Origin of the sequence: Streptomyces sp. NPDC058092, assembly GCF_042884935.1 — a bacterium.
GTDB lineage: Bacteria > Actinomycetota > Actinomycetes > Streptomycetales > Streptomycetaceae > Streptomyces.
The window spans coordinates 70,656-97,403 of record NZ_JBHVSY010000017.1 but is presented as its reverse complement, the minus strand read 5'-3'; the positions used below and the strand labels follow the sequence as shown (position 1 = coordinate 97,403).

The following is a 26,748-nucleotide window of genomic DNA, read 5'->3' as shown; positions in this document are numbered from 1 at the left end:
GGCGCAGCCCGCCCGCATCCTCTGTGCGTCTCACACCCCTTGCCTTCTCCGCGGCTGGAGAAGGGTTCCCGTGACCTGTGACCCGCCCCGCCGGTGACCGGCGTCAGGTGTCCCGCCGCGGAAGGAGCAGCCGTTGGCGGGAGCGACCTGAGCCTGATGCGAAACGGGCCACGAAGCGACACAGGGCACAGTCGCTGTGAAACGCACGCGGGCCCCTCCGGTGATCGCCCGGCCGCCCGCTGCAACCGTCAGCCGTCTCGACGACGACGCGTCCGCGGGTCGCACGACTTCAGCGGTCCGACACGCTCTCGCGTCACAGGCGTTTGGCACTGCGCAGCGTGGCGGCGTAGTACCCGTTCCCGTCCAGCCGGGACGTGCCGCCCTTGTCTCCGATGGTCGGTCCGTTGACCTCTTCGCGGCTGGACACGAAGATCTTGTGTCCGTCGGTGTCGTGCCCCATGTATATGCCGACGTGGTCGAGGCGCTGCTTGGTGCGCTGGTCGAGTTTGAAGAAGACCAGGTCGCCCGGTTGCAGCACGTCGATGCTCTTCGGCCGGTCCGCGGGGGCGATGCCCTTGAGGTCGATGATGTCCGTGCCGCGGTTCGAGCGGGCCATTCCGTTGGCGGTGCGCGGCAGTCCGTCGCCGAGGGTGTCGGTGACCATCAGCGGATAGCGGGCGCGGTAGCCGAAGACCGTACGGATGAAGCCGGAGCAGTCCATCGAGCGGGCGCGCTCGGGACGCGGCTGCATCGTGGTGCCGTTGCGGAACGTGTACGGGATGCCGAGGTAGTCGAAGAAGTCGGACTCCTCCAGCCGGTAGTCGTTGCCCGGGCTGCCGTTCGGGTTGATCGGACCGAAGTTGGCGTCCCCGGCGTACGGGACCCCCTCGTCGTCCTTCTTGACCGGGGCCTGGTCGACGTATTGGAAGGCCGTCGCGAAGAGGTCGTCCTCCTCGCTGCCGAAGAACTCCTTGAACCAGTCCTTGAACCACTTTTCCTTCTCGGAGCCCTTCTTCCACTGGTACGGCATGAGCCGCACCCAGTCCTCGGTGACGACCCGGGACTTGGTGGAGGCGGGTTCGGTGAAGGTTCGGCTGGGGCCGGTGAGTGTGGCGGTGCGGGCGCCGTCGGTGAAGCTGGCGAGGACCTCGCCGTCGGCCCCGCGCAGCAGGGTGCGGGCCGGGTTCCGCAGTCGCTCCCAGCGCTGTTCGCCGTCTTTGAGACCGGCGCCGGAAGACCGCAGTGCCGGGTTGTCGGTGACGGCCTGCACGGCAGGGGCCTTGGCCTGTTCGTCCTTGCGCAGTTCGACGGTGAGGTAGGCGCTGCCCGCAAGCAGGCTGATCACCGTGACGGCATGCAGCACCGGGCGGGGGCCGCGCTTGGTCTTGGCACTCATGAGTCGGTCAGCTCCGGGTGGGTGGGTCGAGCGGTGTCGGTGGGTCAGACGGTGGGCAGGGCGCCGAGCAGGATTCCGGCCGTGAGTACGACGTACGCCATCAGCGTCACCGTGCCGGTCGCGAGCAGCGTCGCACCCTTGGGCTGGCGGACGAGCTGATAGGCGATCAGGCCCGGGACGATGAAGCCGAGCGTCTGGTTGGTGTACATCAGCGGGAACTCGAGCGACAGCACGATCATCAGCGTCGCCTGGAAGACGACGCCGGTGAGCACGACGGTGGAGAACAGCCGCTTGCCGTAGAGGATCACGACGCGCTGGAGGCCGAGGACGGCAACGTACGTCAGCACGGTGACGCCGACCACCATGGCCGCGCGCTGCAGGTCCTCGACGAGGGTGAGGGCCAGCCAGCCCGGGGTGATCATGCCGCCGGGTGAGAGGTTGGTCGTCAGGTAGCAGACCAGCGAGAACATCAGCCCCAGAGCGATACCGATCGCGGCTATCTCAGGGGTGAGGACGGAGGGGATCAACGGGGTTCTCCTGGGTTCTGCTGCTGGGCCGGGGCGGGCGGCCGAACCGGCTCGAACGGACCGCGTACATAGGGCTCTGCGGGCGGCTGCGCCGGGCTCTGTGGCGGTATCCCGGACATCGGCCGGGGCTGCTGCGTCCGCTGTCCCGGCTGCTCCTGCTGGGGCTGCTGGGGCTGCTGGGGCTGCTGGGGCTGCTGGGGCTGCTGGGGCTGCTGGGGGCGTACAGCCGGCTGGTGCTGCTGGTAGCGGGTCTCGTACGCCTCGGGGTACGGCGCGAACGGGTCGAGGCGCGGTGTGTACCGCGGGAGCGCGAGCGTCTCGTCGTGCCGCACGTGGCCGGGTTCGGGGGCGGGCGCTCGGCGCTGGGGCTGGGCCGGGATCACGGGAACGGCCGCGGTGGGCGGTCCGTCGTCGTGTCGTTCGGCACGTGCCTCGCCGCGCACGCCGTTGTGCGCGTCCCTCGCGTCCAGCTCGTCCGGCGTCTCGTCCGGCGTCTCGTCCGCGGGCAGTTCGGCCAGCTGTTCCAGCAGAAGTTCGCCCTGTCCGTGAATGTTGCCGATCGCGACGAGCGAGGACTCCGGGCCGAGCTGGTCGAGCAGCTGCCGCATGAATTCCTCCGGATCGCGCTTGTCACCGCCCAGGTCGACCGCCGTGTGCCGCCACTGGGCGGGGATCGCGTCGATGGCGCTCTTCGCCGGGTGTCCGATGACGAAGACCTTCTCGGGCTGGAGGTCGGGGATGATCTGGCCCATCTGCCCGTTGCGCTCGACCCGGTCGGGGCGGCAGTTGATGACAACGTTCAACGGCCGGCTGATCGCCCCCAGGTCGAGCAGCTGGTTGATGTTCATCAGCGTCGACTCGGGGTCATTGGCCGCGAAGACGTTCGCGAACCGCAGCCGCTTGTCGTCGTGGGTGCGGTACCGCTCGACCGAGAGGACACCCGGGTCCGGCGGAGCGTCGTACATGCCCTGCAGCGCGGTCTCCCGGTCGACGCCGAGGAGTTCGGCGACGGTCAGCGCGATTGCCACGTTCTCCTTGAAGGTGAACCAGCTGAACCCGCGCAGCTCCTCGTCGCTGACGGTCTCCGGGTCCGCGTAGATCAGCTGGCAATCCCGGGCGTCCGCCTCCTCCTGGAGGATGTCGAAGCGGTCCTGCTCGGCGGTGACGCAGATGCCGCCCTCCGGCATGGAGCGGCACAGCGAGCGGGCCACGTCGTCGAGTGTCGGGCCCATTTCGGCCAGATGGTCCTCGCGCACGTTGCAGAGCACACCGATCGTCGAACGGATCAGCTTCGACTGGTTGATCTCCTGGAGCGCCGGCATGACGGCCATGCATTCGATGACGAGCGCGTCCGGGGTGTACGAGGCGGCGCGGCGCACGATGCCGATCTGCTCCACCACGTTGGCGATGCCGAATTTGCGGTAGACCGGCTCCTCGGTGGCGTCCGGGTGGATGAAGCGGGCCGCGGTGCCGGTCGTCTTGGCGACGGTGACGAGGTCACCGCCGCGCAGTGCGCCGGCGCAGAGCCGGGTGATGGAACTCTTGCCGCGGATGCCGTTGATCAGTACGCGGGTCGGGATCCGCTCCAGATTGCTGAAATGGCGGCGCTGCTCGACGATGCCCGCGATCAGCAGGATCGCGCAGCACACCACGAGCACGGTGTAGAGGAAGAGCAAGGCCGATCAGTTCCTTCCGGCGAGGGGAGCGCCGTCGCGTCTGCGTTGCTCCTGGAGTTGCTGCCGGACGAGTTCGAGACTTCGCGCGACCGCGCCGACCTCGTCGTGGTGGTGCGGGAAGAGCACGGTGCGCCGGTCGCCGTCGGCAAGCGCCTCGGCCTTTCCGGCCAGCTCGCGCAGCGGCCGTACGACGACGATGTGCAGCCAGCCGAGGCAGGCAGCGGCGGCGGTGATGCCGAGCAGCCCGGAGAGGACGGTGCGGTTCTGCAGGCTGTACTCGGGGATGGCAAGGCCTGCGGCGGGCTGCCAGCTGACTACCGTCCAGCCGAGCTTCTTCGCCGCCCCGCCGCCGACGAACGGCGCGGCGCCGGCGATCTGGACTCCGTCGCCGTCGCGGTACATGACTCCGCCGGCGCGGGCGCTGAGGCCGGTCTTCTGGTTGGCCCCGGTCGCCAGCTCGTCGAGCCGCTTGGGAAGACTCTGGAAGGCGAGGTACCCGGTGTTGCCGCCGAGGACTCGGCGTTCGGCGTCGACGACCCGGATCTGGCCGAGGCCGGGGCGCTTGAGCAGCGAGTTGATGAAGTCGATCCGGAACTCACCGATCACGGCGGCTCCGTCGCGGCCCGGGATCTCTGCGTACCCGGCGATGACGGGTTCCTTGCCCGAGTCGTTGAGGACGTTGATCGGCTGCGCGAACGGCTTGTCGTTGCCCTTGTCGCCTGCGGGCAGCCGGTGCGGGGACTCGCCGGCCCGGGCGGTGATCGTGCCATCGGCGGCGCGTACGTACAGCGACCGGTAGCGCACATGCTCGGTGCGGGTCCGCTCCAGGACCTTCTTCATGTCGTCGGGGCTGGTCCGGTCGCCGATCAGGGAGGAGACGGACACCAGGTCGGCGTGGCCCTCGTTGAGCGCGCGGCGTACCCGGTCGGAGAGCGTGTCGGTGCGCTCGCGCTGGTCACTGATGATCTGCTCCGGCACGGCGACGGTCGAGTCGGCGCGGTTGAAGAGCAGCAGCATCGGCGCAGACCAGGCGAGCAGCAGGATGCCGCAGACCACGACGAGGCCGCGGGTGCCGAAGCGGCTGCGACGCGATGCGCCGGAAGACACGGCCGCGGTACCGGCCGGTTCGCCGAGGAGCTGGCGGCGGAGCCGCTCCAGGGCCTGCCCGATCCGCGCGGCCTCGCCGTACCTCGGGACGGTGACGGGGCGGGTCAGGTCACCGCGGGTGAGTCGGCGGCTCTCCAGGAAGAGCTTCAGCAGCGGCCGCTGGACCGTACCGAGCAACAGGGCAACCGCGAGGCCGCCGATCAGCAGCACCGCGGCCGCGGCGAGCAGGCCGAAGAGCGGCCCGACGACCCGCGTGGGGTCCACGGCGACATCGACCATGGCGACGACGGTCAGCCCGAGCGCGGTCGCGACCGTGCCCTCGCCCGGCTGCGGGCCGGTGAGCGTGGCGTATCCGGCGACGGAGCGGTCGCCCTCGAAGGAGTCGCCGAGCAGGCTGCCGCTGACCCCGGGGAAGCCGCCGGAACCGGGCTCCTTCGTCTTGAGCGGATGCTGCGCGGCCTTGGCAGCGGCGATCTTGGAAAAAGCTTTCAGCTGCTTGTTGGAGCGCTTTACGCCGTCGCGCTGAAGGTCGGTCAGCACCTGCTCGGGTTCCGGGATGCCGTCGCTGCTGAGGATGCGTCCTTCGCTGTCGATCACGGCGATGGAGCGGAACTGTCCGAGGCTGATGCCGGGAAAGCGCAGACTGCTCGATGCGATCAGCAGCTGCTGCGGCCGGTCCGGCCAGGACAGCAGGGCGAGGGCGAGCAGCCGGGTCTCGCCGTTCTGCAGCCGCACCATGCGCGGGCTGAGCCCGTCCTGCCCGGCGAGCTTGCTCGTGTCGACGGCGGTAACGGGCACGTTCTCACCGCGCGCGGCAAGCATCCGCCCGGACTTGATCTCCACGACGGCCGTGCCCATCCATTTCTGGTAGACACTGCCGATCTTGTCGAGGACGGCGTCCGGCGAGACCGGATCGCCGGCGCTGAAGAGCCCGGCGGTACGGGTCAGGTCGGTGGCGCTCTCGTCGATCGAGGCGCGCATGGCGATGGCACCGTCCTCGGCGAAGTGCTGCTGTGACGTCAGCACGGCTGCGGGTACCGGGTCCTGACTGGCTCTGCCCAGGCCGAGGGCGGTGATGCCCGCGAGGGAAAGCAGCAGGGCAGAGAGGACCGCAATGGGTGGACGGATGCCGCCCAACAGCGACATGTCGGCCCGGCGTCGGACCTTGTGCCGCCGTTTCGCGGACGAAGCGGCCATGAGTGTTGCCTTTCAGGTTCTGGCCCGAGTTCCGGCCCGCACCAATGCGTGTCATGGAGATATGGAGAAAGTGCGACCAGTTCCACGACTCGGAAGCTTGGCGGAAAGTTGCACGGAGAGTTGCCGTTGTGACGTACGCCATGTTTCAGGTCCGAACCATGACGTGACGGAGCTTGGATTCCGGTTCGTCGCGCTTCATCTGCACGTCATCTGGGGGACAACCGTGAGACAACTGCAGGTCAATCACTGGTCGGTTGCGGGTCGGCGGAGAGATGGCGTGCGGGTGGGTGCGGATCAGTCCGGAAGATCCACCAGCGGCTTCAGACCGTCCTTGGCAGCACCCCGGTTGAGCATCGTGCCCTGGGTGCGCTCGAACGCCAGCTGGTATCTGGCCCGCTCCTCCCGCGACAGGTCCTTGCCGCTGCGCAGGGATTCGGCGAGATTCACCAGCCGGTGGTCCTTCACCGCGCCCGACGCCTCGGCCGCGTCGGCGGAATCCGGGTCGCTCCCGTCGACGTCCGGCGGGATGGTGACGAGCGTCGGTACGTAGCGAGCGTCCACGTCCCACGTGTCGCCCCGCTTGTGGAACTCGAACCAGCCGATGACACCTTCCTCGGTCAGTCCGGAGGGCACGTCGTGCCGCGCCAGCTGGTTGCCGAGGCCATACGCAACCCAGGTGCCGTCGACCTTCTCCATCGGCTGCACCACATGAGCGTGGTGGCCGATCACCAGGTTGATCCCGGTCTCCTTCGCCAGCCTGCGGGCCAGCTTCAGCTGTGGGGCGCTCGGATCCGGGTGGTGCTCGCGACCCCAGTGGATGCTGAGGATCACCACCTCGGCGCCGGCCTTGCGGGCGGCCTTCTCGGCGGCGGCAATCCTGTCGAACGAGTTCTGGTTGACGATCCAGGGCTTGTCGGCCGGAATCTCGCGGCCGTTGAACCCGAAGGCGTACGACAGCTGGGCGACCTTCACGCCCTTCACATCCATGATCAGCGGCTTGGCTGCCTCCTCGCCGCTGCGCGCCGAACCGGTGTGCCTGAGACCGGCCTTGTCGAGCGTGTCGAGCGTGCGCTTCACGCCCTCGGCGCCGTGGTCGAGGGTGTGGTTCGACGCCGTCGAACAGGTGTCGTAACCGACGCCCTTGATCGCCGTGCTGATCTGCGGCGGGACCAGAAAGTCCGGGTAGCTCTGGAACGGCCCCTCGGGCTTGCCGACGACCGGCTCGAAGTGGCAGATCGCCAGGTCGGCCTTGCTGATCACAGGCTTGACCCCGGCCATGATCGCGCCGAAGTCGAGCCCATCGGCGGCGGTGTCACCGCTCCCGGCGTCCTTGCCGCCGGCCGACGCGGCATCCTTGCGGGCCTGCTCGGTCAGCTGCGGGTGGATCAGGATGTCGCCTGCGGCGGCGACGGTGAAAGACGGGCCGGACTCGGCGTCGGCGCCGCTGTCACCGCCCGGAAGCGAACAACCTGCGGCGGTGGCGGCGAGGAGCGCCAGCACGGTGGCGCGAACCGCGAAGGAACTATGAGGGAATGGTGGCACCCTTAATATTTTCACTTGAATAGGACGCGTGGCCTGCCGTGAAGATAACGATCAAGGCAGTACTGCTGTTTGCGGTGGTGACGGTGGTCACCCTCGGGGCTCTGGTGGCGGTTGTCGTTCCGTCCGGTTACCAGGATCGACCCGGACAGACTTCCCCTGCTGCCCGTGACGGTTACGATCTGGCCCGGCGCATCACCGACTTCACCAGGGACACGGTGGGGCACAGCCACTATCAGCGGCCTCTGCGCGCGCAGCGCCGTACCGTCGCCGAGGGCGTCGGACTCTTCCTGGACGGCCACCGCGCCGAGGCCGGAAGGCGCCTGGCCGAGGTCGACTTCGGTATCCGTACGTTCACCGACACCGGGACCGGCCGCCGCTTCGCCGAGATCGCCGACCGTGCGGCGGAGGCCAGGCGGGGCTGGGGCCGGGTCTATGTCGACCTCGGCACCGCGGTCCGCTGGTCGGTCCAGGTCCCGCATCCGGTCGCCGACGCGCGGAGCGAGCAGCTGGGCATCGGGGTGTTGCGTGCCAGGCCCGGTGGGGTGCTGGTGCTGGCCGGCGCGCACCGGAACGCCGGGGAGGGAGACCGGGCCGACGTCGCACACCGCAGCGACACCGTGTTCGACGTGGTGTGCGACGAACTGGTCGCACGCCGGCTGCCGGGCCTGCAGGTGCACGGCTTCGCCGACGCCACCGAACCGGACTACGACGTCATCGCATCCACCGGCAAAGGCGACCAGGGCCGTACGGCGGCCCGTCGCACGGCGGCCGCCCTGCGGCAGAAAGGCTTCGACGTCTGCCAGGCGTGGTCGCGCCGCTGCGCGCTGGAGGGGCGCAGCAACGAACAGGGGCGACGGGCCGCGGCGGACGGTGTCCCTTTCCTCCACATGGAGTTCAGCCGGAGCGTTCGCGACGACGAGAACCGGATGCGGCAGGCGGTCGCGGCGCTGGCTGCCACGCTGCCCTGAAACGAAGCGCTCGGGCACGTCGTGCAGAGACCGCCCGGCCGAGCACGATCGCCCGCCGCGCGGAGGCCGCAGACTCTCCGCCACCCGTCGAGGTGCCCGACTCGCCCGGCTCCTCGCGACCGAGCAACTCCGGTCGTGGGGCCTGCCGCTGGAGGACGCCGGGCGTGTCATCGCCGAACTGGCGGCGAACGCCGCCCTGCACGGGTACGTACCGGGGCGGGACTTCCGCATCATGCTGACCGTCACCGGGGACACGCTCCGTATCGAGGTTGCCGATGCTCGCGGGGACGTGCTGCCCCGCGTCCCGGAGCGGACCGACGAATCCGAGGCGGGACGCGGGCTGTTGCTCGTCGAGGCGATCGCCATCCGGTGGGGCGTGCAGGTGGGGCCCTTCCCCCGCAAGACCGTCTGGGCAGAGGTAGCCCTCACCGGAACGTGACAGTCACGACCCGGTCTGTCACGTCCCGGTGAACCGCGACGCGGCGGGCCCCGACGTAAAAAGCTTTTAAGGCTCGGGGAAGAAGAAACTTCCCAACCCAACCCCAATCCCTACCCCGGCCTCACGCGAAGGCCCGTCACTCACACGAGTGAGGATCACCAACTCGGCTGGATTTCTGCCCGGTTGGCAGGCATATGCTCGCCCCCACAACCCCAGACATGCGTCGGCCCCCGGCCGGGACTCGCAATCCCGATCGAGGGCCTGACCACCGAGGAAGAAGAGACCTTCCCGATGGATACCCAGCAGATTAGCGCGCCCTCACGCGCCCCGTCTCCCGTTCCCGGGAGCGCCACGCCGTCATCCGGCGTCATGCACCACAACTCCCGGCACACCAGCCGCTTCACCGTGGTCGGCAACCACCTCGCCCAGCACCGCGAGCTCTCCCTCCTCGCGATCGGTCTCGCCACCCACATCCAGTCGCTGCCCACCGGCGCGAAGATCGGGATCAAAACCCTCACCGAACGCTTCCCGGAAAGCGAAGCCCGCATCGCCGCCGCACTACGCGAACTGGAAGCCCACGGCTACCTGAAACGCACCCGCGAACGCCTCCCCAACGGCCGCGTCATCACCCGCACCTGCTCGTACAACCAGCCGGGCTCCGCCAACGCCCGCCCCGTCCCCGCACCCAAACGACGCCCCAAGCCCAGCCACCCAGCCCCGGCCCCGGCATCCCCAGCCCCCGCACCCCCGCCACCCGAGCAGCCGCCCCACGTCCCCGCCCCCACCGCACCCAAACCCCCACCCCCGCCACTCCCCCAACCCGACAATCCCCTCCCCCAACGCCACCACGCCGCCATCGCCCTCCTCACCGACCTCCACCGCAATACACCCCAACTCACCCTCACCGAACGCGACATCCACGCCCTCGCACCCGCCGTCGCCACCTGGTACGAACGTGGCGCCACACCCGCCGCCATCCGCCACGCCCTCACCAACGACCTCCCCCACCCCCTCAAACACCCCGCCAAATTCCTCCGACACCGCCTCACCCACCTCCTCCCACCCCCACGCACTCCCCTCCACCAACCCACCCCACTCCAGAACTGCAACCACTGCGACCGCGCCTTCCGCTCCCCCACCCCCGGCAACTGCCGCGACTGCGAGAGCGGGTTGCCGCTCACGGCGTAGCTGTGGCCGTCGCATCCGGCGATCGGAGCCAGTCCCCCGTGCGGGCCGTATCGGCTGCGGTGCGCAGCAGGTGGGCGACGGCGGGGCGTCCTGCCCCGCCCCTTCTTCAAGGGGCCCGCCCAGGCCCGGATCGCGCACTTCGACTACACCCGCTCGGACGTCACGTACGGAGACGACCTCGCCGCGCTTGTCCGGCTGGTGGCCGCGGGCCGGCTGCACCCGGAGGTCGGCTCGGTCCGGGACCGGTCGCGTACCGCCGACGTCATCAAGGACCTGCGGGCCCGGCAGGTGCGGGGGAAAGCGGTGCTGACGGTGAGGTGACGGCGTCGCACCAAGACGCTCCGAAATCCTGTGAACCTTTCCGCGCCCTGCGGGCAACAAGGGATGACACGCTCAGCCGCCGAGCCCCCAGGAGCCGATGTGACCGGACCACCAGCCAGTCCCGAGGACGATGCCGAGGTCATCGCGCAGTCGCTGGAGCATCCCGAGATCTTCGCCGGGCTCTACGACCGCCACGCTCCCGACATCCACCGCTATGCCGCCCGCCGCCTCGGGGAGGGCGCGGCGGACGACATCACGGCGGAGACCTTTCTCATCGCCTTCCGCTCCCGGCGTCGTTACGAGCGCACGCATCGCAACGCCCGCCCCTGGCTGTACGGCATCGCCGCGAACCTCATCGGCAAGCACCGGCGCAGCGAGGAGAGGGGACTGCGGGCCCTGGCCCGTACCGGTCAGGACCCGGTGGCCGCGTCCTGGAGCGACCGTTCCGACGACCGGATCGCCGCGCAGGCACCGCTGGCCGGGGCGCTCGTCTCGCTCTCGCCCGGTGACCGCCATGTGCTGCTGCTCGTCGCCTGGGCCGACCTCGGGTACCAGGAGGTCGCCGAGGCGCTGGGCATCCCGCTCGGCACCGTGCGGTCGCGGCTCAATCGAGCCCGCCGCAAGGTCCGTGAGGCGCTCGACATGGATCCCTCGTTCACACCCGACGTCATGGAGCTGACCCCGTCATGGACGAAATGACCCGGCTGCGCGAGCTGCGCGCGGACGCGCCCGTACCCGACCGTTCCGCACTCGCCCCGGGCCGGCTGCGGCTCACCCGGGCCGTCGCCTCGGGCCGCCGTGCCCGTCGGCTGAGAGCCGACTGGCGGATCGCCTCGGTCGGCGCGGCCGCGGCGATCACCGTGGCGGCCGTGCTCGGCACCCAACTCGTCGATGCCGCCGCCCCCGACCGCTCCGGACCCGCTGCGACCACCGGAACCCTGCGGCTGGACAGCCCGGCCGAGGTGCTGAACCGGGCCGCCGACGCGATGGAGAAGCAGGAGGCGGCCCCGGAGCCGCGCGACGACCAGTGGATCTACACGAGGACGGTGATGGCCCAGTCGCCCCAGAAGATGATGGTCCGGTCGCCCCAGAAGGGCCCGGCCGTCGGCCGCATCACGTACGACCCCGACAACTGGGTCCCGTACGACAACTCCGCCGCGGCCAAGAACGGGAAGGACGACGACTACCGCACGTCCCGCCAGGTCTACCGGGCCGCCAATGAGCTGCCCGACGACCCCGCACGGCTGCTGGCGAAGGTCCGCTCGTTCTACCCGACCGGCAACACCGCCGAGAACCCGCCCGAGGCCGAGGCCCAGCACAGCTTCCGCGCGATGGGTCTGATGGTCGAGGCGTACCCGATCGCACCGGCCGCCCTCGCCCGGATCTACCGGGCCCTGGCCACCGTCCCCGGTGTCCACGTCACCGACCACCTGGTGAAGGACGCCGCCGGACGCGAGTCCATCGCCATCACCCGGAAGGAGGACGGCAGCCACGAGCAGCGGGAGATCCTCCTCGACCCGCACGACTTCAGCTACGCCGGGATGCGCTTCGTGGTCACCGAGGACTACGAGTACAAGTCCTCCGCGGGCAAGGTGCAATTTCCGACGGAGAAGTTCAAGGCCGGGCAGATCAAGATCAGCCAAGCCCGGGTCAAGGCCGCCGTCGTCGACGCCAAGCGCGAGAAGCCCTGAGACGCCACCAGTAGCCGCGAACCAGGGCCGGTGTCCGCCACAGGGGTGCGGGCACCGGCCCCACCGATGAGTTCGCCCCCGGCGACGTCAGTGGCGAACTCATGGCCAGGGGCAAGGTCGATTCTGCCCTCCTGTGGACCTTCATCGGTGACCCCGACAGCGGACAACTCTGTGTGCTCAGGAAAGTGAACACCCAGCCGTAATCGGTATCCGCAGCCCGGAACGAGCACCGCGCCCACGTGACCGAGCCCACCCCCCACTCCGTTAAAACTCCCGCAACAATGAACATGTGATCACTTCGCCGCCACGGAGCAGCACCCACCGACGTGCCGAGCACGCAGCGACGCCGTACGTCGATCTGTCGCGCGCCGAGTGGAGCGCTCTGCGTGACAAGACGCCGTTGCCGCTGACCGCCGAGGAAGTGGAGCAGCTGCGCGGGCTCGGGGACGTCATCGACCTCGACGAGGTACGGGACGTCTACCTGCCGCTCTCCCGGCTCCTCAACCTCTACGTCCAGGCCACCTCGGGCCTGCGCGGCGCCCTGAACACCTTTCTCGGGGACGCGGGCAACGGGCACGGCGCGCAGCGCGGCACCCCGTTCGTCATAGGGGTCGCGGGCAGTGTCGCGGTCGGCAAGTCCACCAGTGCCCGCATCCTCCAGGCGCTGCTGGCCCGCTGGCCCGAGCACCCCCGCGTCGAACTCGTCACCACCGACGGGTTCCTGCTGCCGATGAAGGAGCTCCAGGCGCGCGGGCTGATGTCGCGCAAGGGGTTCCCCGAGTCGTACGACCGGCGGGCCCTGACCCGTTTCGTCGCCGACATCAAGGCCGGCAAGGACGAGGTGACGGCGCCCGTCTACTCACACCTGATCTACGACATCGTGCCGGGCGAGCGGCTCACCGTACGGCGCCCCGACATCCTGATCGTCGAGGGGCTGAACGTGCTGCAGCCCGCGCTGCCGGGCAAGGACGGGCGGACCAGGGTCGGGCTCGCCGACTACTTCGACTTCAGTGTGTACGTGGACGCGCGGACCGAGGACATCGAGACCTGGTATCTCAACCGGTTCCGGAAGCTGCGCGAGACGGCGTTCCAGAACCCGTTCTCGTACTTCCGCAAGTACACCCAGGTCTCCGAGGAGGAGGCGATGGAGTACGCGGCGACGATGTGGCGGACCATCAACAAACCCAACCTGGTGGAGAATGTCGCGCCCACGCGGGGCCGTGCCACTCTGGTGCTGCGCAAGGGGCCGGACCACAAGGTCCAACGGCTGTCCCTGCGCAAACTCTGATTCTCCGAGCCTCCTGGGAGTGGCCGCGTGCTGCATCTGCGCCTCATCGTTCCCGCCGACCGTACGGACGAGGTGGTGCGTCTGGTGGAAGGCACCATCGGTACGACGCATCTCGTGGTGATGCCCGGGGTCGCCCGCGACCCGGCGGGGGACGTGGTGCTGTGCGATGTGGCCCGGGAGGCGGGCGACGAGGTGATCTCGGCGCTGCGCGGGCTCGGCATCGACAAGTCCGGTTCGATCACCGTCGAGAACATGGACCTCACGATCTCCGCGCACGCCGACAAGGCCGAGGAGGAGGCACCGGGCGAGGGCGCGGACGCGGTGCTGTGGGAGGAGCTGACGGAGGCGACCCACGAGGAGTCGACTTTCAGCGTCACGTACGTGACGTTCCTCGCGGTCGCGACGATGCTCGCCGCCTGCGGTGTGATGCTCGACAACGCGATCCTGATCGTGGGCGCGATGGCGGTCGGCCCGGAGTTCGGGCCGCTGGCCGGGATCTCCACGGCCCTGGTGCAGCGCGCTCCGCGGCTGGTGTGGCGGTCGCTGGTGGCACTGATCGGCGGCTTCGCCGTCGCGATGATACTGACCGCCGGGTTCGCCTGGCTGATGGACGCCTTCGGGCTGTTCAACCGCTCGATGATCGAGGCGGCCCGGCCCAACACGGCGTTCATCTGGAAGCCGGACGCGATGTCGTTCGTGGTGGCGTTCCTGGCCGGGATCGCCGGGACGCTCTCGCTCACCTCGGCGAAGTCCGGGGCGCTGATCGGGGTCGCCATCTCGGTGACCACCGTGCCGGCCGCGGCCAATGCGGCGGTGGCGTTCAGCTACAGCGACTACGGCCAGATGTCGGGCTCCACGGCCCAGCTGCTGGCGAACCTCGGCGGGATCGTGGCCGCCGGGACGCTGACACTGCTGGTCCAGAAGGCCCTGTGGGCGGCGCACCGTCGCCGGTCGGGCTGTGCCGCGAGCCCGTCCGGCGAACAGCGCGAGCAGGCCCTCGGTACCGGGTGACCGACCTGTCCGTCGAGACCGCACGGGCGTCCGTGGAGTGACGAAGCTCAGCGGTGCACGGGGGGAGGCAGACCCTGGTGCGGAGCTGTGCCGCCCCGTTGTCAGTGGCACCGTCGTCAAGTAGCGACATCGTCGGGTCGGGCGGTTCGTGGCGCTTCCCCTCACCTCTCAAGGGGTTCGCCCGGGCACGCAAGGACGACCGCCCGCAACAGGCGGGCGCCGACCGCCGAAGCCGGGTGCGAACCCGAGGGAGCCGGATCACGGCAGCGTGATCCGGCTGTCGCGCTCTAGCCGAGTGCCGACTTCACCACGTCGGCCAGCCGCTCGGCGACCGCCCGTGCCTGCTCAATGTCGGCCGCCTCGACCATGACCCGCACCAGCGGCTCCGTGCCCGACCGGCGCAGCAGTACGCGTCCGGTGGAGCCCAGTTCGCGCTCGGCCTCCGAGACCGCCTCGGCCAGCTCCGGGGAGGTGTCGACCCGGGACTTGTCGACGTCGCGGACGTTGATCAGCAGCTGCGGCAGCCGCTGCATGACCCCGGCCAGCTCGGCGAGCGTACGGCCGGTGGCGGCGACCCGGGCCGCCAGCAGCAGGCCGGTCAGCGTGCCGTCACCGGTCGTGGCGTGGTCCAGGACGATGACATGGCCGGACTGCTCGCCGCCCAGCGCGTAGCCCTCGGCCTTCATCGACTCCAGTACGTAACGGTCGCCGACGGCGGTCTGGACGAGCTGGATGCCCTCCCGCTCCATCGCGATCTTGAAGCCGAGGTTGGACATGACCGTACCGACCACGGTGTCCTTGCGCAGCTGCCCGGCCTCGCGCATGGCGAGGGCGAGCACGGCCAGGATCTGGTCGCCGTCGACCTCCTCGCCGGTGGCGTCCACGGCGAGGCAGCGGTCGGCGTCGCCGTCGTGCGCGATGCCGAGGTCGGCGCCGTGCTCGACGACGGCGGCCTTCAGCAGCTCCAGGTGGGTGGAGCCGCAGCCGTCGTTGATGTTCAGACCGTCCGGATCGGCACCGATCGTGATCACCTCGGCGCCGGCCCGCGCAAAGGCCTCGGGCGAGACCCGGGAGGCCGCGCCGTGTGCCTCGTCGAGGACGACCTTCAGCCCGTCGACCCGGTTCGGGAGGACGGCGACGAGATGGGCGACGTACCGGTCGAAACCCTCGGCGTAGTCGGTGACCCGGCCCACGCCGGCGCCCGTGGGCCGCGCCCAGGGCTCACCGGTGCGGTGCTGCTCGTAGACCGTCTCGATCCGGTCCTCCAGCTCGTCGGCGAGCTTGTGGCCGCCACGGGCGAAGAACTTGACACCGTTGTCCGGCATCGCGTTGTGGCTGGCGGAGAGCATCACACCGAGGTCGGCGCCCAGCGCGCCGGTGAGGTGCGCCACCGCGGGGGTGGGCAGCACACCGACCCGCAGGACGTCCACGCCCGCGCTGGCGAGGCCTGCCACGACGGCGGCCTCCAGGAACTCTCCGGACGCACGGGGGTCACGTCCCACCACCGCTGTCGGCCGATGCCCCTCGAAGGTGCCGGCCTCGGCAAGCACATGCGCCGCAGCGACCGACAGACCGAGCGCCAGCTCGGCCGTCAGATCCGCGTTGGCGACACCGCGCACACCGTCCGTGCCGAAGAGTCGTCCCACTGGTGTCCTCCGAAGATGCTCCGAAACCGCAAAACAATACAAACAAGCCAAAGCCAAGCAAAACGAAAGCAAGGCGAACCAGCACCGCAGCGCTACGTGCGTACGCACGTGGGCAAGTAGGCGTATGAACGCCTTATGCCGTTATACGCCCGAGGGTGCCGATAGACGAACGCCCCGGCAAGCACGAGATGTGCCGCCGGGGCGAACGTGTAACGCAGATGAGCAGGCGGTTTAGCGCTTGCTGTACTGCGGGGCCTTACGGGCCTTCTTGAGACCGGCCTTCTTGCGCTCGACCGCACGGTCGTCGCGGGAGAGGAAGCCGGCCTTCTTCAGCGGGGCGCGGTTGTTGTCCACGTCCGCCTCGTTCAGCGCACGGGCCACGCCGAGGCGCAGGGCGCCGGCCTGACCGGAGACGCCGCCACCCGAGATGCGGGCGATGACGTCGTAACGGTTGTCGAGCTCGAGCACCTTGAAGGGCTCGTTGACTTCCTGCTGGTGCACCTTGTTGGGGAAGTAGTCCTCAAGGGTGCGACCGTTGATCTTCCACTTGCCGGTGCCCGGAACGATCCGGACGCGGGCAATGGCGTTCTTCCGACGGCCAAGGCCGGCGGCAGGCTGCGGCTCGCCGAAGCGGGACGCCAGCGACTCGCTGGTGTACTCGCCCTCGACGGGAACCTCGGACTCGAAGGTGGTCACCTCGGCGAAAACCTCTTCGCCCTCGACGCCCTCGACGGGGTTCTCAACAGTGGTCTCGGCCACGATTCTCCTCAGATCTTTCTTTTGGTCTTAGGGGGAGGCCGGAACTACTGCGCGACCTGGGTGATCTCGAACGGGACCGGCTGCTGAGCAGCGTGCGGGTGCTGGTCGCCCGCGTAGACCTTGAGCTTCGAGAGCATCTGACGGCCCAGGCTGTTCTTGGGGATCATGCCCTTGATGGCCTTCTCGACGGCCTTCTCGGGGCTCTTCGAGAGCAGCTCGTCGTAACGGACGGAGCGCAGACCACCCGGGAACCCGGAGTGGCGGTACGCCATCTTCTGGGTCTTCTTGTTGCCGGAGAGGTGAACCTTCTCGGCGTTGATGATGATGACGAAGTCGCCCATGTCCATGTGGGGGGCGTAGATCGCCTTGTGCTTGCCGCGAAGGAGGTTCGCAGCCGTGGTGGCGAGACGACCCAGGACGATGTCCTGCGCGTCAATGATGTGCCACTGGCGCGTCACATCGCCGGGCTTGGGGCTGTACGTACGCACTTCGTAGCCTTCGCTTCTTCAGTGGATGGGGTCCAGACACATGGCACCTCTGAAGCGATCATGCAGCTGGGGCTCACAATGCCGGGGACGCTGCCCGTATGCGAGCCACTGGTAACTGCTCCAGAGAACCTACGTAAGGGCCCTACGCGTGAGAACGACGAAGCCAATACGCATAACAATCAACGAGACTACCCGCCCCGCCCCGGACGGGTCAAAACGCGTGGCCCTCGGGCGGGCGGCAGCGGGGTTCCCCGGCCTGGCCGGCCCCGCTGCCGGGGGTTCCGTCCTCAATCGCCGGACGGGCTGGTTGGTGCGGGTTCCCCGCGGGGGTGCGCCTTGGGCCGTCGTGTGGGGGTCCGGGGTCCCTCCGGGAAGACTCCCCGGAGGGGCACCACCCCCACCCACCCGGACAAGGCGCACCCCGGACCTGGAGCAACCGCGTCACCGCGCCCGCTCCACCCGCCGCTCGTCCCACACCGGCTCCGCCGTCTCCCGTACGACACCGTCCGAGCCGAACACCAGGTACCGGTCGAAGGACTTCGCGAACCACCGGTCGTGCGTGACGGCCAGCACCGTCCCGTCGTACGCCTCGAGACCGTCCTGCAGGGCCTCCGCCGACTCCAGGTCCAGGTTGTCCGTCGGCTCGTCCAGCAGCAGCGCGGTCGTGCCCGCCAGCTCCAGGAGCAGGATCTGGAACCGCGCCTGCTGCCCGCCGGACAGCTTCTCGAACGGCTGGTCGCCCTGCCGCTCCAGCTCGTACCGGCGCAGTACGGACATCGCCCCGCCCCGGTCCTTGGCGTGCCCGGTCCACAGGATCTCGACGAGCGTGTGGCCCAGCAGCTCCGGATGGGCATGCGTCTGCGCGAAGTGGCCCGGTACGACGCGCGCCCCGAGCTTCCACTCCCCCGCGTGCGCCACCGGCTCGCTCGCGAGCAGCCGCAGGAAGTGCGACTTCCCCGACCCGTTCGAGCCGAGGACGGCCACCCGCTCCCCGTAGAAGATCTCCAGGTCGAACGGTTTCATCAGCCCGGTCAGCTCCAGGCCCTTGCAGGTCACCGCCCGCACACCGGTCCGCCCGCCGCGCAGCCGCATCCGGATGTCCTGCTCGCGCGGCGGCTCCGGCGGGGGCCCGGCGTCCTCGAACTTCTTGAAGCGGGTCTGCATCGCGCGGTAGCGGGACGCCATGTCGGGGCTGATCGCCGCCTGCTGCCGCAGCCGGTGGACCAGCGCCTTCAGCCGGGCGTGCTCCTCCTCCCAGCGCCGCAGCAGCTCCTCGAACCGGGCGAACCGGTCCTTGCGGGCCTGGTGGTACGTATCGAAACCGGCGCCGTGCACCCACACGTCGCTGCCCGCCGGACTCGGCTCGACACTGACGATCTTCTCGGCGGCCCTGGACAGCAGCTCCCGGTCGTGGGAGACGAAGAGGACCGTCTTACGGGTCTCCTTCAGCTTCCCCTCCAGCCACCGCTTGCCGGGCACGTCGAGATAGTTGTCCGGCTCGTCGAGAAGCAGCACCTCGTCGGGCCCGCGCAGCAGCGCTTCGAGCACGAGCCGCTTCTGCTCACCACCACTGAGCGTGCGGACCTCGCGCCACTGCGCCTTCTCGTACGGGACACCGAGCGCGGCCATCGTGCACATGTCCCACACGGTCTCGGCCTCGTACCCGCGGGCCTCCGCCCAGTCGCTCAGGGCCTGCGCGTACGTCATCTGCGCGGCCTCGTCGTCGACGGTGAGGATCAGCTCCTCGGCCTTGTCGACCGCCTGGGCCGCCTCCCGGATACGGGGCTGGGCGACGGAGACCAGCAGATCCCGGACCGTACGCTCGTCCCGCACGGAACCCACGAACTGCCGCATCACCCCGAGCCCGCCGCTCACCGACACCGAACCGCCGTGCGGCTGGAGCTCCCCGGCGAGCAGCCTCAGCAACGTGGTCTTCCCGGCGCCGTTCGCCCCCACGAGGGCAACCACGGCCCCGTCCGCGACCCGGAACGAAGCATCGCCGAGCAGCACCCGCCCGTCCGGTAGGTAGTACTCCAGATGGCCCGCTTCAAGATGTCCCATGCCCAGCATTGTCACGGACCGCGAAGCCCTGGCCCAACCGGTTTGTGTTCCGTCTAGGATTCGCCGCATGAGCTTTGGGCAAGGGGGGCCCTCCTGGGGGCCCGGGGGCACACAGACTCCGGACTGGGCAGCGCTGGCCGACGAGTCCGCCGCGCGCCACCGCCGCAAGAAGTGGCTGCTGATCGGCGGCGGCGTGCTCGCCACCGCGGTGGTCGGCGCGATCGTGGCGACGGCGGTCGTCTCGACCAGCAGCCACGGCTCCACCGGCACCGGCAAGAACGCGAGCGAGCTCCCGGCACCGACCGACCTGCCGAGCAGCACCGCCGAGCCCGAGCCGTCCTTCTCCTCGGTGGCGCCGCCGCCACCGCCGGACCCGAAGGACTACATATCCGACGTCAAGAAGGACCGGGCGCCGATCAACGTCGACGCGTTCTTCCCCGGCAAGAAGCTGACGATGGGCGACCGCGTCTACGACAAGGGCGCGACCCAGCAGACGAAGAGCTGCGCCGCGACCACCAAGGACGCACTCGGCCCGGTCCTCGTCAACAACGGCTGCGACCAGGTCATCCGGGCCACGTACAGCAGGGACGGCGTCGCCGTCACCGTCGGCCTCGCGGTCTTCGGGACGGAGGCGCAGGCCAAGAGGGCGGCCCAGCAGGCCGGCGGCAGCATCGCCCCCCTGAGCGGCGCGGGTGTCCCGGCCTTCTGCCCCGCCGGATCGGTCTGCCGCCGTACCGCCAACTCCTACGGCCGCTACGCCTACTTCGCCATCACCGGGTACACCAGCGGCAAGAACGTCACCACGGCCGACAAGAACGCCTACGCCACCGGCGACGACCTGACGAACTTCACGTTCCGTCAGATCCGCCACCGCGGCGAGCTCCAGGCCTCGGCCGCGGCCACCGCACCCGTCGGCTGACCCGCCGGGGGATCTGGTGCGTCTTCCGTTCCTTCTCACCCTGCCCCGGGTGCTGCGCCACAGCGCGGCCATCGGCGCCGACCTGCCGCCGGACGAGGCCGTCGTCCTCGACGCCCCGGACGCCGCGCTGCGCACCGCCCTGACCTCGGCCGCCGAGGGCGACCACGGCCCCGCCCGCGAGCTGCTCGCCGCGACCCGTGAGCACACCCAGTGGGAGCTGCGGGACGGTTACGTGTCCCGGCTCGCCGAGGCCGCCCTGCACAACCCCGGCTGGCTGGACGCCTGGCTGGCCGGATCCCCCGAGGACCCGGACGCGGCTCTGGTCCGGGCGGACCTCTGTATCGCCCGGGCCTGGGAGATCCGTACGGCGGAACGCGCCGGGCATGTCTCGCGCGACCAGTTCCAGGCCTTCTTCGCCCTGCTGGAGGACGCGGCGCCGGTGATCGGGAGGGCGGCCGAACTCAACCCCGCCGACCCCGTGCCGTGGCGCATCGCCCTGATCCACGCGGTCGGCAGCCAGGCCCCCCGTGAGGTCTTCGACGGCTACTGGGCGCAGGCTCTGGCGCGCGACCCGCACCACTACGGATGCCATGCCGCGGCCCTGCAGTACCTGTGCGCCAAGTGGCACGGCTCGCACGAGGAGATGTTCGGCTTCGCCGAGAGCGCGGCCGATACGGCCCCGCCCGGTTCGAAACTGCACGCGCTGCCCCTGTTCGCGGCGCTGGAGTACGCGGTCCTGTCCCCCTCCCCCGGCGCACCGGCCGGCCCCGACCCGTACGCGCCCCGCGTCGCGGCGGCGGTCACCCGCGCCCTGGACCTCTCGGCCACGTACGAACCGGGCAGCGACGAGGCGGCCGGCTTCCGCAACCACCTGGCCCTGATGCTGCTGCGTACGGAGCGCTGGGACGAAGGGCTGGAAGCCTTCCGCAACATCGGCGTCCATGCCACGAAGTACCCCTGGGCGTATTTCGGCGACGACCCGCGCCAGGAGTTCCTGGAGACCCGTTCGGGCGTCCGTATCCACGTGGCGACCCGGACCCCGTTCTTCGGCCGCCCCCCGCAGCCCCGCACGACCCCCGCCTGGGCGCCGGGCGCCCCGTGCGCGGTCGCGCTGGCGGCGGCCCGCCCCGCGGACGTGGCGCAGGCGGCCCTGATGTGCGGCGTCTCGCTCCGCACCGCCCCGGCGTCCGCCACGCACACCTACGTCGAGGCCGTCCCGCAGGCCCGGCCCGCCAAGCGCTCGGTCCTGTCCACGGAGGACCCGCTGACCACGGCGGCGGACAACTTCACCACGGGTGAGAAGTGGCCCACGCTCGTCCTGCGCCGCACGCCCGAACGCTGTGGGTTCACCCTGTTCCTCAAGGGCAGACCGCTGGCCGCCCACGAGTGGAACGCCGCCTCCCCGGCCCCCGACCACACCACGGTCACCACCACGGCCGAAGCCCTGTCCCGTGCCTTCGCCCTCACCGACCCCCGCCCGCTGATCCACATCCTCCGGTCCACGGGCAACCCGCCCCGCCACCAGTCGGACCTCCTGGCGGCTCTGTCCCTGCCCCCGCTGCCCCCGGGCTTCGGCGACCGCCCGGAAGTCCTCGACACCCTCCCCGACGCCCGGCTCCTCACCCGCCGCGGCCTGCTGGCCGGCATGCGCTCCACCATGACCACCCAGGACGGCGAACACCCCTCGGCCCCGGACAGCCACGAGCCCCGCTCACGACGCTGGTGGCTGGTCCGCGTCCTGGCCCTGCTGCTGTTCACGGCGTCCGCGGTCCGCGGCTGGCTGGGCCGCGACGTCAGCCCGGTCGGCGCGACAGTGGTCACGATCTCGGCCCTGTACGTGGCGGCCCGGCTGACGGGCGCCTGGCGGCAGCGGCGCCGGGCCGGCGGCGGAGCGGCACCGGCCCCCGAGTGAACGGGGATCCCGCCCGCGGCTCTCAGCAGCAGCCGCCCCCGGGAAGCGTGCGCATGTTGCGCGCCTCCTTGGAGCGTGCGGCCAGCAACTCGTCGGCGGGGTAGGTCACTTCCTCCAGCGTCAGCCCGTGCGGACGCACCACGTGCACGCCGGGATCCCGCACCTGTGCCGCCAGCACCCGCGCGGGCCACTCGGCCGGGCGGCGCCCGTCGCCGACGAACAGCGCCGCTCCGATCAGTGCCCGCACCATGTTGTGGCAGAACGCGTCGGCCTGCACGGTCGCCGTCATGATCCCGGACGCCTCGTCCCGTACCCAGCTCAGCTTCTGCAGCGTACGGATGGTCGTCGCACCCTCGCGCTTCTTGCAGTACGCGGCGAAGTCGTGCTCCCCGACCATCCGGGCCGCCGCCTCGTTCATCGCGTCGACGTCCAACGGCCGGTCGTGCCACAGCACATGACCGCGCACCAGCGGATCCACCCCACCGGGACGGTCGGCGACGCGGTACGCGTAACGGCGCCACAGCGCCGAGAACCGGGCATTGAACCCGGCCGGCGCCTCGGCGATCCGCCAGATCCGCACATCGGGCGCCATTCGCCCGGCCATCCGCCGCAGCAGCTTGTCCGCGTGCTCGGCCCACACCTCGTCCGGCAGATCGACATGGGCGACCTGTCCCCTGGCATGCACCCCGGCGTCCGTACGCCCGGCGACGGTCAGGTCGTACGTCCGTGAGGACCGCGTCACGGTCCGCAGCGCGTCCTCGATCTCCCCCTGGACGGTCCGCCTGCCGGTCTGCTTGGCCCAGCCGGAGAAGTCCTTGCCGTCGTACGCCAGGTCCAGCCGCAGCCGCACGGAGCCGGGCGCCACTTCGTCACTCACCGAAGGATCCTTTTCTGCCAGTACATACGGAACGGGCCCGCACCGCCCCGAAGGGTGATGCGGGCCCGTCCAGTGGTCTCAGAACGCTCAGGCGTCCTTGGCCTCCGCGGCGGGCGCGTCGGCCTCGGCCGGCTTGGCGTCCTCGACGGCCTCGGCCGGAGCCTCGTCCTTCTTGAGGGCGTCTTCCTTGACCGCACGCTTCGTGGCGGCCTCGGCCTCACCGGTGGCCTGCTGGGCCACGGTCAGCGCCTCGACCAGCTCGATGACCGCCATCGGGGCGTTGTCGCCACGACGGTTGCCGATCTTGGTGATGCGGGTGTAACCACCGGGGCGGTTCTCGTACCGCGGGGCGATCTCGGTGAAGAGCGTGTGCACGATGCCCTTGTCCGTGATCGACTGCAGCACCAGGCGACGGTTGTGGATGTCGCCCTTCTTCGCCTTGGTGATGAAACGCTCGGCGACCGGACGCAGGCGGCGGGCCTTGGCCTCGGTCGTGGTGATGCGGCCGTGCTCGAACAGCGCCTTCGCAAGGTTGATGAGAAGAAGCTTCTCGTGCGCAGCGCTGCCGCCCAGACGGGCGCCCTTGGCGGGCTTCGGCATGGTTTTTCTCCTTGTGTGCTGCACCGGCCGTATCAGGTACCGGTGTCAGTTCCCGTGCGGCGGACGCCACCCGGAAGATCAGATCCGAACAGGCAAGAACCCATCTCAAGCCCGTCCGGCGATTGAGGACAAAGCCTCACGCCCGAACCAAACTCAAGCCCGTCCGGCGATTGAGAACAAAACCTCACCCCCGAACCAAACTCAAGCCCGCCCGGCGATTGAGAACAAAACCTCACGCCCGAACCAGACTCAAGCCCGTCCGGCGATTGAGGACAAAGCCTCACCCCGGCCCGGGGCACCCGACAAAACCCGAGCACCCCAGCCGGAGGCGTTTCAGTACTGCTCGGTCTCCACGAAACCGGCATCCGCGTCGTCGTCCGCACCGAAGGCGTCCGCGGCGGCGGTCGGGTCGAAGCCGGGAGGCGAGTCCTTCAGCGCGAGGCCCATACCGGCCAGCTTCGCCTTGACCTCGTCGATCGACTTCGCACCGAAGTTGCGGATGTCGAGCAGATCGGCCTCGGAACGAGCCACGAGCTCACCCACGGAGTGGATGCCCTCACGCTTGAGGCAGTTGTACGAACGGACCGTGAGCTCCAGCTCCTCGATCGGCAGCGCCAGATCGGCGGCGAGCGCGGCGTCCGTCGGGGACGGGCCCATGTCGATGCCCTCGGCGTCGATGTTGAGCTCGCGCGCCAGACCGAACAGCTCGACCAGGGTCTTACCGGCCGAAGCCATGGCGTCACGGGGACGCATGGCCTGCTTGGTCTCGACGTCGACGATCAGCTTGTCGAAGTCGGTGCGCTGCTCGACACGGGTCGCCTCGACCTTGTAGGTGACCTTGAGCACCGGCGAGTAGATGGAGTCGACCGGGATACGGCCGATCTCCTGGCCCACCTGCTTGTTCTGGACGGCGGAGACGTAGCCGCGACCGCGCTCGACGGTCAGCTCCATCTCCAGCTTGCCCTTGCCGTTCAGCGTGGCCAGGACCAGGTCCGGGTTGTGGACCTCGACACCGGCCGGCGGGGCGATGTCAGCAGCGGTGACCAGGCCGGGACCCTGCTTGCGCAGGTACATCACGACCGGCTCGTCGTGCTCCGAGGAGACGACCAGCTGCTTGATGTTGAGGATGAGGTCGGTGACGTCCTCCTTGACGCCCGGCACGGTGGTGAACTCGTGCAGGACACCGTCGATCCGGATGCTGGTGACAGCGGCACCGGGGATCGAGGAGAGGAGCGTACGGCGGAGAGAGTTGCCGAGGGTGTAACCGAAGCCCGGCTCCAGCGGCTCGATGACGAACCGGGAGCGGAACTCGTCAACGACCTCTTCGGTCAGCGACGGACGCTGAGCGATAAGCATGTTGGTTCCTTCAGTCGTGGGCGCCCACTATTTGACGCCCCCAGATACTGACAAGGGTACGGGCGGCACGACCCGAAAGAGCCGTACCGCCCGGACCCACGAGCTCCTACTTGGAGTAGAGCTCGACGATCAGCTGCTCCTGCACCTGGGTGTCGATCACCTGGCGCTCGGGCAGCGAGTGCACGAGGATCCGCATCGTCGACGGCACGGATTCGAGCCACGCCGGTACGGTGCGCTCGCCGGCCTCGGCCTGGGCCACCTGGAAGGGGGTCAGGGCCTTGGACTTCTGGCGAACCTCGATGACGTCGTTCGCGGCGACGCGGGCCGACGGAATGTCGGTCTTCGTGCCGTTCACGGTGATGTGTCCGTGACGCACCAGCTGACGGGCGTGGTCGCGGGACTTGGCGAAGCCGGCCCGGTAGACCACGTTGTCGAGGCGGGTCTCAAGGATGCGCAGAAGGTTCTCACCGGTCTTGCCGGACTTCTTGTTCGCTTCCTTGTAGTAGTTCACGAACTGCTTTTCAAGGACACCGTAGATCCGCGAGCACTTCTGCTTCTCACGAAGCTGAAGAAGGTACTCGCTGTCCTTGGTGCGCCCGCGTCCGTGCTCACCCGGGGGGTAAGGACGGATCTCGATCGGGCACTTCGCGCTCTCGCACTTGCTGCCCTTGAGGAACAGCTTCTGCTTCTCCCGACGGCAACGCTTGCAGTCGGCCCCGGTGTATCGCGCCATTTTCCAGTTGTCTCCGTTGCTTCAGACGGATCAGACGCGACGGCGCTTGGGCGGCCGGCATCCGTTGTGCGGAGTGGGGGTGACGTCCTGGATCGAGCCGACCTCCAGGCCGGTGGCCTGGAGCGAACGGATCGCGGTCTCGCGGCCGGAGCCCGGACCCTTGACGAAGACGTCAACCTTGCGCATGCCGTGCTCCTGCGCGCGGCGGGCGGCCGACTCGGCGGCCATCTGCGCGGCAAAGGGGGTGGACTTGCGCGAGCCCTTGAAGCCGACGTGGCCGGCGGAGGCCCAGGAGATCACGTTGCCCGCGGGGTCCGTGATCGAGACGATCGTGTTGTTGAACGTGCTCTTGATGTGCGCGTGGCCGTGAGCGACGTTCTTCTTTTCCTTGCGACGCACCTTCTTGGCTGCGCCCTGACGACCCTTGGGGGGCATGTCTTGACTCCAGATGGAGAGGGGAGGTGATCGGTCCTACAGCGAAGACCGCTGGTTGCTGCGGATGACCGGTGGCCCGGACGACCGCAGTGCGTCCGCTGAGGACTACTTCTTGCCCGGCTTCTTCTTACCGGCGATCGCGCGACGCGGGCCCTTGCGGGTACGAGCGTTCGTGCTGGTGCGCTGGCCGTGGACCGGCAGACCACGACGGTGGCGGATGCCCTGGTAACAGCCGATCTCGATCTTGCGGCGGATGTCGCCCTGGATCTCGCGGCGAAGGTCACCCTCGGTGCGGAGATTGGCGTCCACGTACTCGCGGATCTTGACCAGGTCCTCTTCGGCCAGGTCACGAACGCGGGCGTTCGGGTTCACGCCGGTGGTGGCGAGGATCTCCTTGGACCGGGTGCGCCCGATACCGAAGACGTAGGTGAGGGCAACCTCCACGCGCTTTTCGCGCGGGATGTCAACACCTGAAACGCGTGCCATTCAATGGCTCCAGTTGTTATTTCGGGGGTCTTCCACAGTGCCGCTCCCGATCGCCGACCTCTCGTGACGAGAGGTGGTACGCCCGGGTCCCCGGCCCCCGCCGGAGGTGTCGTCAGCCGAAGCTT

The 26,748-nt window shown here is 69.5% G+C and carries 25 protein-coding genes; 10 read left to right on the top strand and 15 right to left on the bottom strand.

Annotated features, from left to right (window positions below):
• Nucleotides 1-313: 313 nt before the first annotated feature.
• The 5 genes from ACFVV1_RS26140 to ACFVV1_RS26120 all read right to left on the bottom strand — a co-directional run bounded on the left by ACFVV1_RS26140 (nucleotide 314) and on the right by ACFVV1_RS26120 (nucleotide 7,445).
• Nucleotides 314-1,396: a C40 family peptidase gene (locus ACFVV1_RS26140; protein ID WP_389993595.1), complete on the bottom strand. Its 1,083-nt coding sequence runs from the start codon at nucleotides 1,394-1,396 to the stop codon at nucleotides 314-316.
• A gap of 44 nt (nucleotides 1,397-1,440) precedes the next feature.
• Complete coding sequence (locus ACFVV1_RS26135) at nucleotides 1,441-1,923, bottom strand: poly-gamma-glutamate biosynthesis protein PgsC/CapC (RefSeq protein WP_093897272.1); 483 nt, start codon at nucleotides 1,921-1,923, stop codon at nucleotides 1,441-1,443.
• The gene (pgsB, locus tag ACFVV1_RS26130; RefSeq protein WP_389993592.1) at nucleotides 1,920-3,599 is read right to left on the bottom strand and encodes a poly-gamma-glutamate synthase PgsB; all 1,680 of its coding nucleotides are present in this window, start codon (nucleotides 3,597-3,599) and stop codon (nucleotides 1,920-1,922) included. The genes ACFVV1_RS26135 and pgsB overlap by 4 nt, the downstream gene beginning before the upstream one ends.
• A gap of 6 nt (nucleotides 3,600-3,605) precedes the next feature.
• The gene (locus ACFVV1_RS26125; protein ID WP_389993589.1) at nucleotides 3,606-5,903 is read right to left on the bottom strand and encodes a HAMP domain-containing protein; all 2,298 of its coding nucleotides are present in this window, start codon (nucleotides 5,901-5,903) and stop codon (nucleotides 3,606-3,608) included.
• Between the two features lie 294 nt (nucleotides 5,904-6,197).
• A complete protein-coding gene (locus tag ACFVV1_RS26120; RefSeq protein ID WP_389993586.1) occupies nucleotides 6,198-7,445 on the bottom strand; it encodes a CapA family protein in 1,248 nt (415 codons plus the stop codon).
• Between the two features lie 38 nt (nucleotides 7,446-7,483).
• On the opposite strand from ACFVV1_RS26120, the gene ACFVV1_RS26115 reads away from it, so the two are divergent.
• The 8 genes from ACFVV1_RS26115 (at nucleotide 7,484) to ACFVV1_RS26080 (ending at nucleotide 14,351) form a co-directional block, all read left to right on the top strand.
• Nucleotides 7,484-8,413, top strand: a complete 930-nt coding sequence (locus ACFVV1_RS26115) for a hypothetical protein (RefSeq protein ID WP_389993583.1) — start codon at nucleotides 7,484-7,486, stop codon at nucleotides 8,411-8,413.
• On the top strand, nucleotides 8,397-8,852 hold the full coding sequence (locus ACFVV1_RS26110; protein WP_389993813.1) for an ATP-binding protein: 456 nt from the start codon (nucleotides 8,397-8,399) through the stop codon (nucleotides 8,850-8,852). Before ACFVV1_RS26115 ends, ACFVV1_RS26110 begins: the two co-directional genes overlap by 17 nt.
• A gap of 291 nt (nucleotides 8,853-9,143) precedes the next feature.
• Complete coding sequence (locus tag ACFVV1_RS26105; RefSeq protein ID WP_389993580.1) at nucleotides 9,144-10,040, top strand: helix-turn-helix domain-containing protein; 897 nt, start codon at nucleotides 9,144-9,146, stop codon at nucleotides 10,038-10,040.
• On the top strand, nucleotides 10,041-10,361 hold the full coding sequence (locus ACFVV1_RS26100; protein ID WP_389993810.1) for a zinc-binding dehydrogenase: 321 nt from the start codon (nucleotides 10,041-10,043) through the stop codon (nucleotides 10,359-10,361). It abuts the gene before it with no gap.
• Nucleotides 10,362-10,424: 63 nt separating this feature from the next.
• Nucleotides 10,425-11,060: an RNA polymerase sigma factor gene (locus ACFVV1_RS26095; protein WP_389993577.1), complete on the top strand. Its 636-nt coding sequence runs from the start codon at nucleotides 10,425-10,427 to the stop codon at nucleotides 11,058-11,060.
• Nucleotides 11,048-12,052: a CU044_5270 family protein gene (locus ACFVV1_RS26090; RefSeq protein WP_389993574.1), complete on the top strand. Its 1,005-nt coding sequence runs from the start codon at nucleotides 11,048-11,050 to the stop codon at nucleotides 12,050-12,052. The genes ACFVV1_RS26095 and ACFVV1_RS26090 overlap by 13 nt, the downstream gene beginning before the upstream one ends.
• 289 nt (nucleotides 12,053-12,341) lie before the next feature.
• Nucleotides 12,342-13,340: a type I pantothenate kinase gene (coaA, locus tag ACFVV1_RS26085; RefSeq protein ID WP_389993571.1), complete on the top strand. Its 999-nt coding sequence runs from the start codon at nucleotides 12,342-12,344 to the stop codon at nucleotides 13,338-13,340.
• Between the two features lie 27 nt (nucleotides 13,341-13,367).
• Nucleotides 13,368-14,351: a DUF389 domain-containing protein gene (locus ACFVV1_RS26080; protein ID WP_389993568.1), complete on the top strand. Its 984-nt coding sequence runs from the start codon at nucleotides 13,368-13,370 to the stop codon at nucleotides 14,349-14,351.
• Between the two features lie 287 nt (nucleotides 14,352-14,638).
• Here the strand turns inward: ACFVV1_RS26080 and glmM are convergent, their stop codons facing one another.
• The 4 genes from glmM to ACFVV1_RS26060 form a co-directional block, all read right to left on the bottom strand.
• Nucleotides 14,639-15,997 (bottom strand): phosphoglucosamine mutase, encoded by a 1,359-nt coding sequence (gene glmM / locus ACFVV1_RS26075; RefSeq protein WP_389993566.1) that lies wholly within the window; start codon nucleotides 15,995-15,997, stop codon nucleotides 14,639-14,641.
• A 231-nt stretch (nucleotides 15,998-16,228) separates the two neighbouring features.
• Nucleotides 16,229-16,756 carry a 30S ribosomal protein S9 gene (gene rpsI / locus ACFVV1_RS26070; RefSeq protein ID WP_266747971.1) on the bottom strand — a complete coding sequence of 176 codons (528 nt, stop codon included), beginning with the start codon at nucleotides 16,754-16,756 and terminating at the stop codon, nucleotides 16,229-16,231.
• A gap of 44 nt (nucleotides 16,757-16,800) precedes the next feature.
• Nucleotides 16,801-17,244, bottom strand: a complete 444-nt coding sequence (gene rplM, locus ACFVV1_RS26065) for a 50S ribosomal protein L13 (RefSeq protein WP_389993563.1) — start codon at nucleotides 17,242-17,244, stop codon at nucleotides 16,801-16,803.
• Between the two features lie 441 nt (nucleotides 17,245-17,685).
• The gene (locus ACFVV1_RS26060; protein WP_389993560.1) at nucleotides 17,686-19,305 is read right to left on the bottom strand and encodes an ABC-F family ATP-binding cassette domain-containing protein; all 1,620 of its coding nucleotides are present in this window, start codon (nucleotides 19,303-19,305) and stop codon (nucleotides 17,686-17,688) included.
• A 67-nt stretch (nucleotides 19,306-19,372) separates the two neighbouring features.
• Between ACFVV1_RS26060 and ACFVV1_RS26055 the strand changes: the two genes are divergently transcribed.
• Both ACFVV1_RS26055 and ACFVV1_RS26050 read left to right on the top strand, forming a co-directional pair.
• Nucleotides 19,373-20,224 carry a hypothetical protein gene (locus ACFVV1_RS26055; RefSeq protein WP_389993557.1) on the top strand — a complete coding sequence of 284 codons (852 nt, stop codon included), beginning with the start codon at nucleotides 19,373-19,375 and terminating at the stop codon, nucleotides 20,222-20,224.
• A 16-nt stretch (nucleotides 20,225-20,240) separates the two neighbouring features.
• Nucleotides 20,241-22,136, top strand: a complete 1,896-nt coding sequence (locus tag ACFVV1_RS26050; RefSeq protein ID WP_389993555.1) for a hypothetical protein — start codon at nucleotides 20,241-20,243, stop codon at nucleotides 22,134-22,136.
• A gap of 22 nt (nucleotides 22,137-22,158) precedes the next feature.
• On the opposite strand, the gene truA is transcribed toward ACFVV1_RS26050, so the two are convergent.
• The 6 genes from truA to rpsM all read right to left on the bottom strand — a co-directional run bounded on the left by truA (nucleotide 22,159) and on the right by rpsM (nucleotide 26,623).
• Nucleotides 22,159-23,013, bottom strand: a complete 855-nt coding sequence (gene truA, locus ACFVV1_RS26045) for a tRNA pseudouridine(38-40) synthase TruA (protein ID WP_389993552.1) — start codon at nucleotides 23,011-23,013, stop codon at nucleotides 22,159-22,161.
• A gap of 87 nt (nucleotides 23,014-23,100) precedes the next feature.
• Nucleotides 23,101-23,613, bottom strand: a complete 513-nt coding sequence (gene rplQ / locus ACFVV1_RS26040; RefSeq protein WP_351198931.1) for a 50S ribosomal protein L17 — start codon at nucleotides 23,611-23,613, stop codon at nucleotides 23,101-23,103.
• 333 nt (nucleotides 23,614-23,946) lie between these two features.
• On the bottom strand, nucleotides 23,947-24,969 hold the full coding sequence (locus ACFVV1_RS26035) for a DNA-directed RNA polymerase subunit alpha (protein ID WP_003966937.1): 1,023 nt from the start codon (nucleotides 24,967-24,969) through the stop codon (nucleotides 23,947-23,949).
• A gap of 106 nt (nucleotides 24,970-25,075) precedes the next feature.
• Nucleotides 25,076-25,702 (bottom strand): 30S ribosomal protein S4, encoded by a 627-nt coding sequence (rpsD, locus tag ACFVV1_RS26030; RefSeq protein ID WP_389993549.1) that lies wholly within the window; start codon nucleotides 25,700-25,702, stop codon nucleotides 25,076-25,078.
• A gap of 30 nt (nucleotides 25,703-25,732) precedes the next feature.
• Entirely contained in the window at nucleotides 25,733-26,137 is a 405-nt protein-coding gene (gene rpsK, locus ACFVV1_RS26025) for a 30S ribosomal protein S11 (RefSeq protein ID WP_006376016.1), read from the bottom strand.
• A 105-nt stretch (nucleotides 26,138-26,242) separates the two neighbouring features.
• The gene (gene rpsM / locus ACFVV1_RS26020) at nucleotides 26,243-26,623 is read right to left on the bottom strand and encodes a 30S ribosomal protein S13 (protein WP_307125430.1); all 381 of its coding nucleotides are present in this window, start codon (nucleotides 26,621-26,623) and stop codon (nucleotides 26,243-26,245) included.
• Nucleotides 26,624-26,748 lie beyond the last annotated feature (125 nt).

Coding starts and splice junctions, on each gene's coding strand:
- ACFVV1_RS26125 (WP_389993589.1), bottom strand. CDS start 5,903: ATGGCCGCTTCGTCCGCGAAACGGCGGCACAAGGTCCGACGCCGGGCC.
- ACFVV1_RS26105 (WP_389993580.1), top strand. CDS start 9,144: ATGGATACCCAGCAGATTAGCGCGCCCTCACGCGCCCCGTCTCCCGTT.
- rplQ (WP_351198931.1), bottom strand. CDS start 23,613: ATGCCGAAGCCCGCCAAGGGCGCCCGTCTGGGCGGCAGCGCTGCGCAC.
- rpsK (WP_006376016.1), bottom strand. CDS start 26,137: ATGCCCCCCAAGGGTCGTCAGGGCGCAGCCAAGAAGGTGCGTCGCAAG.
- ACFVV1_RS26140 (WP_389993595.1), bottom strand. CDS start 1,396: ATGAGTGCCAAGACCAAGCGCGGCCCCCGCCCGGTGCTGCATGCCGTC.
- ACFVV1_RS26060 (WP_389993560.1), bottom strand. CDS start 19,305: ATGGGACATCTTGAAGCGGGCCATCTGGAGTACTACCTACCGGACGGG.
- ACFVV1_RS26035 (WP_003966937.1), bottom strand. CDS start 24,969: ATGCTTATCGCTCAGCGTCCGTCGCTGACCGAAGAGGTCGTTGACGAG.
- ACFVV1_RS26095 (WP_389993577.1), top strand. CDS start 10,425: ATGACACGCTCAGCCGCCGAGCCCCCAGGAGCCGATGTGACCGGACCA.
- rpsM (WP_307125430.1), bottom strand. CDS start 26,623: ATGGCACGCGTTTCAGGTGTTGACATCCCGCGCGAAAAGCGCGTGGAG.
- ACFVV1_RS26055 (WP_389993557.1), top strand. CDS start 19,373: ATGAGCTTTGGGCAAGGGGGGCCCTCCTGGGGGCCCGGGGGCACACAG.
- ACFVV1_RS26090 (WP_389993574.1), top strand. CDS start 11,048: ATGGACGAAATGACCCGGCTGCGCGAGCTGCGCGCGGACGCGCCCGTA.
- rpsD (WP_389993549.1), bottom strand. CDS start 25,702: ATGGCGCGATACACCGGGGCCGACTGCAAGCGTTGCCGTCGGGAGAAG.